This window comes from Tropicimonas sp. IMCC6043 (assembly GCF_004146235.1).
In the GTDB taxonomy this organism is placed as follows: Bacteria; Pseudomonadota; Alphaproteobacteria; order Rhodobacterales; family Rhodobacteraceae; genus Tropicimonas.
Genome location: NZ_SELO01000009.1, coordinates 28232 through 41377, shown reverse-complemented (window position 1 = coordinate 41377; position 13146 = coordinate 28232). Strand labels below are relative to the sequence as shown.

At 64.3% G+C, this 13146-nt stretch carries 8 protein-coding genes; 2 read left to right on the top strand and 6 right to left on the bottom strand.

All coding sequences use genetic code 11. The features are described 5' to 3' along the window. Positions 1-82 precede the first annotated feature (82 nt). Entirely contained in the window at positions 83-5071 is a 4989-nt protein-coding gene (locus tag EU800_RS10915; protein ID WP_129631822.1) for a 2-oxoacid:acceptor oxidoreductase family protein, read from the top strand. After that, positions 5068-7827 (top strand): sulfide/dihydroorotate dehydrogenase-like FAD/NAD-binding protein, encoded by a 2760-nt coding sequence (locus EU800_RS10910; RefSeq protein WP_129631819.1) that lies wholly within the window; start codon positions 5068-5070, stop codon positions 7825-7827. The genes EU800_RS10915 and EU800_RS10910 overlap by 4 nt, the downstream gene beginning before the upstream one ends. Before the next feature lie 181 nt (positions 7828-8008). On the opposite strand, the gene EU800_RS10905 is transcribed toward EU800_RS10910, so the two are convergent. The 6 genes from EU800_RS10905 to EU800_RS10880 form a co-directional block, all read right to left on the bottom strand. Next, positions 8009-8668, bottom strand: a complete 660-nt coding sequence (locus tag EU800_RS10905; RefSeq protein WP_129631816.1) for a cytochrome b/b6 domain-containing protein — start codon at positions 8666-8668, stop codon at positions 8009-8011. A gap of 1 nt (position 8669) precedes the next feature. Next, complete coding sequence (locus tag EU800_RS10900; RefSeq protein WP_207209888.1) at positions 8670-10247, bottom strand: tetrathionate reductase family octaheme c-type cytochrome; 1578 nt, start codon at positions 10245-10247, stop codon at positions 8670-8672. A 762-nt stretch (positions 10248-11009) separates the two neighbouring features. Beyond that, positions 11010-11393, bottom strand: coding sequence for a hypothetical protein (locus EU800_RS10895; RefSeq protein WP_129631810.1), 384 nt, complete (start codon positions 11391-11393; stop codon positions 11010-11012). Further along, positions 11393-11779 (bottom strand): response regulator, encoded by a 387-nt coding sequence (locus EU800_RS10890; RefSeq protein ID WP_129631807.1) that lies wholly within the window; start codon positions 11777-11779, stop codon positions 11393-11395. The genes EU800_RS10895 and EU800_RS10890 overlap by 1 nt, the downstream gene beginning before the upstream one ends. Before the next feature lie 18 nt (positions 11780-11797). After that, positions 11798-12679 (bottom strand): protein-glutamate O-methyltransferase CheR, encoded by an 882-nt coding sequence (locus tag EU800_RS10885; protein ID WP_129631804.1) that lies wholly within the window; start codon positions 12677-12679, stop codon positions 11798-11800. Beyond that, complete coding sequence (locus EU800_RS10880; RefSeq protein WP_129631801.1) at positions 12676-13146, bottom strand: chemotaxis protein CheW; 471 nt, start codon at positions 13144-13146, stop codon at positions 12676-12678. The genes EU800_RS10885 and EU800_RS10880 overlap by 4 nt, the downstream gene beginning before the upstream one ends.

Below are 13146 nucleotides of genomic sequence, written 5' to 3'. Positions count from 1 at the left end.
GTCAGGCGATGTGTCCATAGGCGGCATGTTTCGTCCGACCATGGACGCCTAGACTCGGATCAATCGAAATGTGGTGAGCACGATGAAAGATACTCTTCAGAAGACGCCGGAGTTTCCTGGCGTACCCACCGTCATCCATGGCAACGGCGCGATCGCCCAGGTGATGGGGCAGGTCTGCGGCGGCGTGATCGGCTATCCGATCACGCCTTCGACGGAGATCGCCGAGATCTACGAAGCGTTCCGCGCCGGCGGGGGTGTCAACATCTGGGGCCGCCACCCGTTCTTCTTCGAGCCCGAGGGCGAGCATTCGGCACAGTCGGGCGCGCTCGGCGCGGCGCTGACCGGTGGACAGTATGTGTCCAACGCTTCCTCCTCGCAGGGGATCCTCTACGGCATCGAGAGCCATTACGTAACCGTCGGCAAGAAGGTCGGCGGTTTCGTGATGCAGGTGGCCGCGCGGTCGGTGTCGCGCCACTCGCTCAACGTGATGGCCGGTCATGACGACGTCTATGCGCTGCTACCCTCGGGCTACACCATCCTTTTCGGCTCGAACCCGCAGGAGGCGGCGGATCTCGCGGCGATCTCCTACAAGGTCTCCTCGATGTCGATGATCCCGGTCGCCAACGCGATGGACGGTTTCGTCACCTCGCACATGATGAGCGAAGTGCTGATGCCGGAGGACGACCTGCTCCGCAGCTTCGTCGGCGATCCCGAAGGGCGGATCAAATGCCCCACCGTCGCCCAGGAGATGCTGTTCGGTTCCAAGGGCCGGGTCTTCCACCTTAAGCGCTATCTCGGCCGCCACAGCTCGGATCTCGCCCAGGACGACTACGTCGCGCTCGTCGACTATCTCGACGCCAATGCTGAGGCGGTGGAGATCGACAATGACGGCGACCTCGTGACCGAGACGCTCGCGCATCTGCCGGAAGAACTTCATGCCCAGTGGCGCCGCCAGTGGGTCAATTCGCACGAGAAGGGCACCCGGCAGCGCGTCCCGGCGCAGGTCGACGTGAACAACCCCGGCCTGACGGGCGGCGTGCAGAACCAGCCGGACTATCAGGCCGGCGCGGTCGACCACCGCACCCATTTCGTCCGCGATGTGCCGCGCTTCGTGCGCGAGGCGATGGCGGAATACTCCGACTTGACCGGCCGCAGCTATTCGCCGGTGAAATGCTATGAATGCGACGATGCCGAAACCGTGCTCGTCGGGCTCGGCTCTGTCACCGACGACGCCGAGGCGATCGCGGCCTATCTGCGCCGCCAGGGCCGCAAGGTCGGCGTCGTGTCGATCAAGATGCTCCAGCCCTTCCCGGAGGCCGACGTCGTCGCTGCGCTCGCCGGCAAGCGGGCGGTGACGATCCTCGAACGCTCCGACGTGACCGCGCTCACCGGCCTCGTCAACCAGGCGCTGCTGAAGGCGGTCGAGAATGCCGCCGGGATCCGCTACGAGGGCATCCAGCCGCTGTCGACCCTGCCGCGGCTCACCACCGCGATCTTCGGGCTCGGCGCGCATGACCTGCAACCGCGCCACCTGATCGCGGCCTATGACAACATGGACGAGGGCAATGCGCCCTTCGTCTATCTGGGCTCCCAGTTCTTCTCGAAGACCCCGAGCCCGCAACTCGCCGAGCTCCAGGAGCGGCTGCGCGCGGCCTATCCCGAGACCGAACTGATGGCGCTGGAGACCAAGCCGAATCCGCGGCTCCTGCCCGATGGCGGGCTCCGGATCCGCTTCCACTCGGTCGGCGGCTACGGCACCATCGCCACCGGCAAGCTGCTCACCGACATCCTTGCCAACGCGCTCGGGCTGCATTCCAAGGCGGCGCCGAAATACGGCTCGGAGAAATCCGGGGCGCCGACGAATTACTACATCACCCTGAGCCCCGAGGAGGTGAAGATCACCAACGCGGATCTCGAGGATGTCGAGGTCGTGGTCTCGCCCGACCACAAGGTCTTCGTGCATTCCAACCCGCTCCGCGGGCTGGTCGACGGCGGCACCTTCATCCTGCAATCCTCGCTGTCGCCGCTGGAGGTCTGGAAAGAGATGCCGTCGTCGATGCGGCGCTACATCACCGACCACAAGATCCGCTTCTTCGTGCTCGACGGCTTCGTTATCGCCAAGAAGCACGCGCCGCGCCCCGAGCTCGAGACGCGGATGATGGGCATCGCCTTCATCGGCGCGGTCTGCGGCAATGTCGAACGCATCACCGAGGGCGCGCCCGAAGAGGCGGTGATGGAGAAGATCCGCAGCCAGATCGCCAAGAAATTTGGCGCCAAGGGCCAGGCGGTGGTCGACGGCAACATGGCGGTGATCCGCGACGGCGCCGCGGCAACGATCGCGGTCGACTACACCGCGCCCGAGTTTGCCGAGGTGACCGAGGCGGCCGATCTCGAGCCGCATTTCTCGCCCGCGATTTCCGGTTCGATGTGCCGGATCGCGCAGGATGCCTCGCCCACCGGCCTGTTCGACCAGGAATATTACGAGGAGACGGTCGCCCGGCCGTTCCGCGAGGGCACGATCGGCGAGGCGCCGGTGATGCCAGGCGTCGGCATGTTCATGCCCTCGGGCACCGCGGCAAGCCGCGACAAGGGCCTGTTCCGGCGCCATGTTCCGGTGCTCGACACGTCGCTCTGCACCGGCTGCCTCGAATGCACGATGGTCTGCCCGGACGCCGCGATCCCGGCCACGGTCTTCGACATCGACGAGCTTCTGAAGGCGGCGATGAAGGAAATCGACATGCCCGCCGGCCAGCGCGACCTGGTGCGCGAGCATATCCACGAGATCGGCGCCTCCGTGCGCGCGGCCTATCTCGCCAGCAAGGAGTCGAAGCCCTTCGGCGTTCTGGTCGCCGAGGCGGTCGAGGCGATCGAGGCCGAGAGCGCTGTCGTGCGCCGCAACCTCAAGCTTCTGGCCGAGGGCGCGGCGCTGCTGCCGGTGGCCCGCACGCGGCCGTTCTTCGACGCGATGGAGGCCGAGCGGGGCGGCTCGGGCGGCCTCTTCGCGGTCGTCGTCGACCCGTGGAAATGCTCCGGCTGCCTCGAATGCATCGAGGTTTGCGGCCCCGGCGCGCTGACCGAGGCCAAGCAGGACGAACCGCTGCTTGAAAAGCTCCAGACGGAGTTCGAATTCCTGTCGAAGACCCCCAACACGCCCACCCGCTTCCTCGAACACGCCTTCGATCCGGGCGGCGACATCAAGCGGATGATGCTCGACCGGGACACCTATTACGCCACCACCGGCGGACACGGTGCCTGCCGTGGCTGCGGCGAGGTGACGGCGATCCGGCAGGTCGTCTCGGCGGCGCACGCGATCCATGATCGCAAGCTCAAGAAACATGTGCGCGAGCTGGAGGGGCTGATCGCCGATCTGGAGGCCAAGCTGCCGCAGGTTGCCGACAACGAGGCCCGCAGGGCGCGGATCGCGGACGCCATCAAGGTTCTCGAAAAGCGGCTCTTCCTGATGGAGGGCGGCCCGACCGGAAACGGCCCGGCGGCGATGGTGGTGGCGAACGCCACCGGCTGCTCTTCGGTCTATGCTTCGACCTTCCCCTACAATCCCTACCAGGACCCCTGGGTCAACAGCCTGTTCCAGGATGGCCCGGCGCTCTCCAAGGGGATCTTCGAGGGGATCACGGCGGCGACCAATGTCGACTTCAAGGCGCTGCGCACCGCGAGGCTCGAACTGGCCGATGCCTATGACTCGGCCACCGACGACGCCTTCTTCCGCAAGTTCGAATGGCAAGACTATTCGGAGGCGGAGCGGGCGATGCTGCCGACGGTGATCAACATCTCCGGCGACGGCGCGGCCTATGACATCGGCTTTGGGGCGCTGTCGCGGCTTCTTGCCTCGAACACGCCGGTCAAGGTGATGGTGCTCAACTCGGGTGTCTATTCCAACACCGGCGGGCAGGCGTCCACCGCCTCGCTCTCGGGGCAGGACAGCGACCTCAGCCGCTTCGGCCCGGCCTCGACCGGCAAGCAGGAGGACCGCAAGGAGCTCGGCATGATCGCCGCCTTCCACCCGGAGGTCTTCGTCGTGCAGAGCGCCACCGCGATGCCCGGCCACTTCCTCAAGAGCCTGATGGGATATCTGCAGCACAGCTCCTCGCCGGCGCTGCTCGATGTCTACACGCCCTGCCAGGCCGAACACGGCATCGCCGACGCGGCGGCCTCCGCCCGTGCCAAGCTCGCCGTCGAGGCCCGCGTGGCACCGCTCTTCGTGCATGACCCGAAGGCGGGCGAGACGATCGAGGAACGCTTCTCGCTCGAGGGCAACCCGGCGGTCGACAAGGACTGGACGACCTTCACCCTCGAATATGTCGAGGATGGCGCGCTCAAGCTGAAGGACGTGACGCTGACCCCGGCGCATTTCGCCTTCGACGAGACCCGCTTCAAGAAGCAGTTCCGTCCGCTGGCCGCCAATGCCAACGGCGTGCCGATCGAGGACTTCATCAACCTTCCCAAGGCGGAGCGTGCCAACAAGGTGCCGTATATCCTCGCCACGGATGCCGCGAAGCGCCTCATCAAGCTCGAGGTCGGCAACACCGTCGTCCACCTCGTCGAGGAGCGCCGGCGGTCCTGGCGGACGCTGCAGCACCTCGCCGGCCAGGAGGTCGAGAAGCTCGACGCAGCCCATCACGCCGAAGTCGAAGCGCTCCAGCAGCGCTACGAGGAGGCGGTCGAGGCCCGCGAGGCGGCGATGGATTCTATCGCCTCCGGCATGAGCCAGCTCGCGGCGGCGTCTTCAGCGCCTGCTGCGGTCGGCCTGACCGGCGCGCTTGCCCCGGTCGCCGGCGCGGCACCGGCCCCGGCGCCCACCGCGGCACCGGAAGCGGGCGGCCCGGGCATTCCCTATCTCCGCGAGGAGGACGTGCCCCGCTGTTCGGATTGCAAGACCTGCTACCAGGAGATCCCCGAGCTCTTCGAGCTGACCAAGATCGTCGTGGATGGCGAGGTGAAACAGGTGGCCCACATGGTCCCGGGTGCGCTCGAGAAGGTCGAGATCACCGACGCGCTCAAGACGCGCGTCGCCAAGGTGGCCGCGAATTGCGACTCGGAGATCATCAAATGAACGTGGTCGTGGCCGACACCCAGGACGAGCTGTTCCAGCAACAGATCGAGGTCCTGAAACGGCACCTGGCGGCGGATCCCCGCTCGCTCAGGTCCGTCTTCGTCGCCGATGGAACCCAGGCCATGGCCTGGGAATTCCAGCAGCCCGAGCTCGGCGAGACATTCATCGGCGTGCTCTGGAACCTGCTGCTCAAGGAGGACGAGATGTCCACCGTGCTGCAGCGTTTCCTCTGGGACCTGCCGCTGAAGTTCAAGCGCAAGTTCGTGCGCGCGCTCGACGCCCATCTCTCGGGACGCTACCCGATGTTCAAGGGGCTGTCAGAGGGCTGGCCGGCGGACAGCTACATTCCGCCCTATGTGCGCCCGCCGGAGGAGCGCAGCCACGATTTCGAGTTGGTGAACACCGGGTATCTCGGCTACCGCGCGCTCGGCTACTCCCTGCGCGAGGTGGACCTTTTCGTCTGGCTCGAGGCGATGCGGGACAAGCAATGCGAGGACCGGCCCTGCGAGCTCGGCGTGCTGAAGCAGAAGGTCCGCGAGGCCGAGGCCAAGAAGATCGGCGGCTGCCCGGTCAAGATCCACATCCCCGAGATGATCGACCTCCTCGGCAAGGGCAAGATCAGGCAGGCGCTTGAGCTGATCGAGAGCGCCAACCCGTTGCCCAATGTCACCGGCCGCGTCTGCCCGCAGGAACACCAGTGCCAGGGCGTCTGCAAGCACACCAACCGGCCGATCGAGATCGGCCAGCTCGAATGGTACCTGCCCGAGCACGAGAAGCTCGCGGATGGCGACCTGCTGGAGCGGTTCCGCGGCATCGTCTCCCCCTGGGAGCGCGCCGAGAAGCCGCCGATCGCGGTGGTGGGCTCCGGCCCCTCGGGGCTGATCAACGCCTACCTGCTTTCGAGCGAGGGCTACCCGGTCACCGTCTTCGAGGCGTTCCATGAGCTTGGCGGCGTGCTGCGCTACGGCATCCCGGAGTTCCGCCTGCCCAACACGCTGATCGACGACGTTGTACAGAAGATCGACCTTCTGGGCGGTAAGTTCGTCCGAAACTTCGTCGTCGGCAAGTCGGCGACGCTGGAGGACCTCAAGGCGGCCGGCTTCTGGAAGATCTTCGTCGGCTCGGGCGCCGGCCTGCCCACCTTCATGAACGTGCCGGGCGAGCACCTGAACGGCGTCATGTCTGCCAACGAATTCCTCACCCGCGTCAACCTGATGCGCGGCCGCAGCCCGGACTTCGAGACGCCGCTGCCCGATATCGAAGGCAGAAATGTCCTCGTCATCGGCGGCGGCAACACGGCGATGGACGCCGCGCGCACCGCCAAGCGGCTCGGCGCCAAGGTGCAGATCGTCTACCGGCGCACACAGGCCGAGATGCCCTGCCGGGTCGAGGAGCTGCACCACGCGCTGGAAGAAGGGATCATCCTCTCGGAGCTCCGCGGTCCGAAGGAGTTCGTCGGCGACAGCCACACGCATTTCGTCACCCACGCCATTGTCGACGTGAACGAGTTGGGCGAGCCGGACGCCTCCGGCCGGCGCCGGCCGCAACCCACCGGCGAGGTGATCGAGATGCCGGCCGATCTCGTCATCATGGCGCTCGGCAACAAGTCCAACCCGATCATCCCCGAGGCGCAGCCGAACCTGAAGCTCTCCAAATGGGGAACGATCGAGGTCGAAGACGGTCAGGAGACCTCGGTCAAGGATGTCTATACCGGCGGCGACGCGGCGCGCGGCGGCTCCACGGCGATCCTCGCCGCGGGCGACGGCCAGGCCGCGGCGCGGCAGATCGTCGGCAGCATTCCCTTCAGCGCCGAGGAAGTGCGCGACCGGGTCAAGCGGGCAAAGGCCTATACCGATCTCGGTCAGGCAAAACAGGCGATCGTCATGCATCGGGACGTCGCCGAGGGCATCGTCGAGATGTCGGTCTACGCGCCGGTCGTGGCCAGGGCGGCGAAGGCCGGGCAGTTCGTCCGCGTCCTCGCCTCCGAGAACGGCGAGCTGATCCCGCTGACGCTGGCCGACTGGGATGCCGAGAAGGGCACGATCGACATCGTGATCCAGGGCCTCGGCACGTCGAGCAAGATGATCAACCTGATGCATGAGGGCGATGCCTTTGCCGGCATCGCAGGGCCGCTCGGCCGCCCGAGCGACGTGCATGCCTATGGCGAGGACGAGACGGTCGTCTTCACCGCGGGTGGCGTCGGCCTTCCGGCGATCCTGCCGATCGCCAAGGCGCATCTGGCCAAGGGCAACCACGCCACGATGATCATCGGCTTCCGCTCGGCCGGGCACCTGTTCTGGACCGGCGACGATGACCGGATGGGCCGGCTCAAGGCGCAATATGGCGACAAGCTCGACATCATCTACTGCACCAATGACGGCACCTTCGGCGTGCACGGCTTCGTCACCGGGCCGCTGGAAGAAATGCTGAAGGCCGGCAATGTCTCCAAGGGGCGCAAGCTCGCGGAGGTGATCTCGGTCGGCCCGCCGATGATGATGCGCGCGGTGAGCGACCTGACGCAGCCCTATGGCGTCAAGACGGTGGTCTCGCTCAACTCGATCATGGTCGACGCCACCGGCATGTGCGGTGCCTGCATGGTGCCGGTGGTCAGGGACGGCAAGCCGGTCCGCATGCATGCCTGCATCGACGGTCCGGAATTCGACGCCCACACCGTCGAATGGGACAAGTTCATGCCGCGTTTCCACCAGTTCAAGGCCCAGGAGGCCCGCAGCCTCGAAAGCCACGGTCTGGTTTGACACATCTGGTGACTGCAATTACAGCGCGCGTCCTCCGGGACGCGCGCTTTCTTATGCTATGAAACATTCCGTGAGAAATCGCGGCGCGCCGCGACGGCTTCCGGGCCGCGATCGACAGGACGACCGGACATGAAAAAGGCGACCGCAGGGGTCGCCTTCTTCTGTCAGCTTGCCGTCGCGATCAGGCGTCGCGGATCCGTCTCGGCTCGTCCTCGCGCAGATAGGCCTCCTCGGTCTCCGTCAGGACGATGTCGTCATAGCCGCTGAACATCGGCCGGATGTGCTTCCAGACGGAATGGCCGGTGGTCATAAGGTAGAGATGCATGACGATGAAGGAGAGGATGCCGAAGGCCGCGAGCACATGGAGATTTCCCACGATCTCGATCCAGAAGCCCGAGTTCGGCGCCGGCTCCCAGAGGCGGTAGGTCAGGTAGGCGATGCCGGTGATCCAGATCGTCGGGAAGATCAGCAGCTTCAGAGACAGGTAGGCCATCGCCTGCAGCGGATTGTGCTTGCGCCAGTAGGCCTTCCGGTAGGGGTGCTTCTCGCCCTTGAAGATCCCAAGGGAATAGAAGCGCATGACCTGCCAGAGGCCGTTGGTGGTCGGCACGTAGTGCTTCCAGGTGCCGGTGGTAAAGTGCCAGAAGATCGCGAAGATCCAGAGCAGCATCAGGAGCAGCGCCGAGTAGGTGTGGACCACCACCGCCTGGCTGTAGGGGATCCACTCGTGGATGCCATAGAGCCGGAAGCCGGTGAAGGTCATCACCAGCACCAGGATCACCTGTCCCCAGTGCCAGAACCGCTCGAACGGCGGGTAGATCATGATCGTGCGTTCGGCCATGTCATTGCTCCTTCATGTTCTTGCGGCCGAAGAAGCGCGCAATCGCGTGGATGACCACACCGAGGGCGGTGAGGATCAGGATCAGAGCGCCGAGTTTTCCGCCCGGACCCATCGGGTTGGCGCCGGGAATGTGGATGCCGGCGATATTGGCCAGCCGCCCGCCTTCCTTGTGGCACTCCTCGCAGGCGACGTGGTCTTCCGCCGGCGCGACCATGTGGGTGACGGGCCAGTACATCTCGGTCGAGACGAAGTCGAAGCTGCCGGAATATTCGGTTCCGGAGGCTTCCGCCCCGGCCTCCAGCGACTTGTTCCAGTCCCATTTGCCCCAGTAGGCAGTGTCGGACCCGGGACCGAAGAGATGCGGGTAGAGCAGCCGGTTGCGCTCGGTGTCATAGGGCTGCTTGCCGCGCATGACCTTGAACGGCCAGATCCGGCTCTTGTCGTCGTCCTGGCGGCCGGAGATCATGTTGACCTCGACCACGCCCGAGGGGTCGATCTCGTGATCGGCATTGGCGTATTCGACCTGGCCGTCGAACCAGAAATAGTCCGGTTTCAGGTATTCGCCCCACTCGAAATCGCCTTTCATCGAGTCGTAGGTGACGAATTTCTTGCCGTCGCGGGTCTCGTAGCCCTTTGCTTTCGTGGGTTTCCCGTCGTCGCCCATCTTGCCAGCGGTCGACCAGTCCCACATCAGCTTCGTCGGAGCGCCGCCCTTGGCATATTCGGGGATGTGGCAGGTCTGGCAGGCAATCTTGTCGCGGTGGCTGTTCAGCTTGAAGCCGATGAGCGAGAAGGCGTCATGCGGCTCCGTTCCGTGGCAGCTTTCGCAGGTGGCCACGTCGCGGCGCTGGCCGGGAAGGCCGGACCCTTCCGTGTCCTTCGCGGTCACGTTGTAGCGCGATCCGTGCCAGATGTGCTGTTCGCTCACGTGGCAGGTCTGGCATTCGAAGTTGAGCCCTTCTTCCGCCATGTGGACGTCGATTGCTTCGGTCGGGTGGTGCAGGGCCGACGACAGGTCGCCGTGCTTCACGTTGTCGCCGCCGCCACCGTAGAAGTGGCAGTTGCCGCAATTGTCGCGGTCGGGCAGGCCGACGCTCTGGGCGACCTTCATGAGGTCCACCGGCTGCGCCGGCTTACCCATGTTGGTCATGGCGCCTTCCTTGATCTCCTTGCCGAACGGCTTGCCGGCGCCTGCCGGAATCTTGGCATAGGTGTCCGAGGTGTCGTGGCAGACGAGGCAATCCACCGCGTTCGCGTCCTGCGGCGGCGGTTCGTTCATGTCCGTCCAGCCATACCCGATGTGGCAGGAGGTGCAGCGCGCCTCGTTGCCGGCCACGGCGACGCAATAGGAGTTGATGACGTTGTCCTTGCCCAGGTCCTGACCTGTCCCCGGGTGCGTGTAGTCCCAGGTCCAGTGTATCGACTGCTTGACCTGATCCGCTGCCTCCGTGTGGCAGCTCAGGCAGGCGGCGGTCACTTCCGGACCGGAGGCGAAGTCTTTCTGTAACGCCTCAAGTTTCGAGTGATCGACCGTTGCGCCGCTGGCTTTCGCCGGCGGCGCCTCGGTCTCTTGAGCCAAGGCGGCGCCTGACCCTGACAATGCAAGGGTGAGGCCCAGGATGGCCAGTCCTTTTCCGGAAATCATATACACGTCCCTCCGTCTCCAGGATGCCCGGGGCTCGCGCGCGGGTTGATATGGGAAGGGGGGAAAAGGGTTGTCCTTGATCCATGACAATCTACGAATGTGTGAATTGAACGTCGCCGAAAGATATAAAATCAAGGCATCTATTCGTTCCCGCAAAGGGTTCATTTTCTAACATTCAAAAATGAGAATGGCTAGAATGTGTAAATTCAATAAATAATTAAAAAAGATACGCCGAAATGCCGCAGTCGCAGATGGATGTGCGGATTCGGGGCGAGTTGCCTGTTTTTCTACCATGTTCCGCGACTGCGATGGGGCGCGACGCGCAACGGAAGACATGGTTAGGATGCGCATTTTTTTGTGCTTCTGGGATGTCAGGGTTTTCCGGCCCGAGTCGGGGTCGTCGGTCCAGGTTGGGACCGGGACGGACGCCATGCGGCGACCTGACGTGGAACGCGGCTCTCTCCGAGGGGGCGAGACCGCCGCCGATCGGGAATAGCTCTTGTGGACAGGCCAGAGCGGGGTCGGGGGCGGGCGGGAGACGCCGGTAAAGTCGCCACAGATCTCCGGTCGGTTGTGCAGTGGAACACCCTGGCCATGCCGATTGGCGAGGCACGCCCGGGACATGGCTGCGACAGAGGCGCCAGCATGGGGGCTCCCGACCTGTCCGATGAACGGATCGAACAGGGGAGGGGGCACCTAGAAAAAGCTCACGTTCCCTGATTCCTTGCCCGGATGGCCGGTCTCTTCGGTGGCCTGGCCACATAGACGACCGCGCAGGTCGCCGAGCACGATACATCCGCGAAGCTCGGACAGTCCGCAGGCGAGCGAGGCGGGCTGGAGATTCTCGACGACGCTCACCGCGCGCGAAAGGTCCTCAAGGATCTGTGTGGTTTCGTCCAAGAACTGGAGGCGCGTGATCTGCTGAGGGGAAACATGCGCCTGCTCGAGGATGAAGGACGGGTCGCACTCGAACGCGCGAAGTTCCCTGCTGAGGTCCCGAAGCTCATCCGCCGTGTGTCTCAGGATGTCCTTCGCCCGCGCGTTCATCGAGACCGAGTCGCCGTCCAGACTCCGTTCCATTACAGTCGCCCCACAACGGCCTCGATGCATTTCTGAAGATCGGGGGGTGTGAAGGGCTTCTTGATGAAGTTGTTCATCCCCAGTTTCTGACCGGTCTCGATGATGGATCGTTCCGCCTTGCCGGTAATCAGAATGAAGCCGATCGCCTTGAGCTTTGGGTCCTGTCGAAGCGCCCTGAGAAGGTGCAGGCCGTCCATCTCGGGCATGTTGTAATCGGAAATCACCAGATGCGCCGGCTTGGCCGAAAGCGCTGCGAGGGCAGATCGCGCATCGGTGGCGTGCCGAACGTGGCTGATCCCGAAAGCATCCAGTGCCTGCAGGATCAAGCCGCGACTGGTGGACATGTCGTCGACGACGAACACGTGCAGAAGATCCCGAAGTGCCACGTTTTCAGTCCTTTCAGGTCAGTTGGTGTTCGTACGTTGGTAGGTCGTGGTGCCAACGGAACGAAAATGGGGCAGGCTGTCGTCGTCGAGACGTTCGGAATGCCCGACGAACAGATAGCCTCCCGGGCGGCAGGCCTGCGCAAAACGCGGCCACAGCGCGTTTTGGGTTTCCCGGTCGAAATAGATTACGACATTCCGGCAAAAAATGACGTCGAACTTGAACTTCATTGGCCAGGACGCCAGCAGGTTCAGTTCCCGAAATGAAATGAGACCGGTCAGCCTGTCAGACACCTGGGCGCATTCGCTGCCATGTGTCGACGCATCGGGCTTCCGGAAGAAGAGCCTTCGCCGATCCTCCGATATGGCGGAGACTTGGCTGCTGCTGTAGCTGCCGCTTCGCGCTGTCGCCAGTGCGGCCGGATCGATGTCGGTCGCAAGGATCTTGATATCGAGATCGAGAGCCTCCGGGCATTTCTCGAATACAGCCATTGCAATGGAATATGGCTCCGGTCCGGTGGAGCAGCCGGCGGACCAGATCCGGACCCGTTCGCCCGCGCGTGCCCGACCAGTGAGCTCAGGAAGAATTGCCTCCTTCAGCGTGTCGAAATGATGGGGTTCCCGAAAGAAACTGGTGACATTCGTGGTAAGCGCGCTGACCAGTTGTCGTCGCTCCGCGGTTTCGTCCCGGCTCTCGAGCATCTTGCAGTAGACGCTGCGATCGCTGATTCCGAGGGCGCGCAGCCGTTTGCTGACCCGAGAGAAGACCATGGCGGCCTTTTCGGGCGGGATGACGAGCCCCGCCTCTTCCCTGGCGATCCGCGCGAGTGTCTCGAAGTCTCTTAGGGCTTGAGGATCCAGCGTCTGCGGTTGCGGCAGGTTCAGTGCTGTGGGAGCGTTCATGCGGCGGTCTCGGCCTGGTCGGGCAGGACCGCTTCGAGGTCCAGTATACGAAGCATCCGGCCGTCTACGATCGTGAGGGATTGCACGAAACCACGTTCGCTGTCGGCCGCCATTTCCGGCGGGGGCTGCATGTCCGATTCCGGGATGGCGAGAATGTCGGACACCGCGTCGACCAGCAACCCGACGGCCTGATGGCGGATATGTGCGACGATGATGACGTTGCGTTCGCTTGCCTCCCCAACCGGAATGCCGAGCCGTCGGGACAGGTCGACGATCGGCAGGACGGTTCCTCGCAGGTTTATAACTCCCCGCACGTAGTCGGCGGAATGCGGGAGCGGAGTCGGCCGGGTCCATCCGCGGATTTCGCGGACCGACATGATGTCAACCGAGTATTCCTGTTCTCCCACGCGGAAGGACAGCAACTCGCAATCGCTGGATTCGCCTTGCACGGCAGTCAGTTCGGTCAT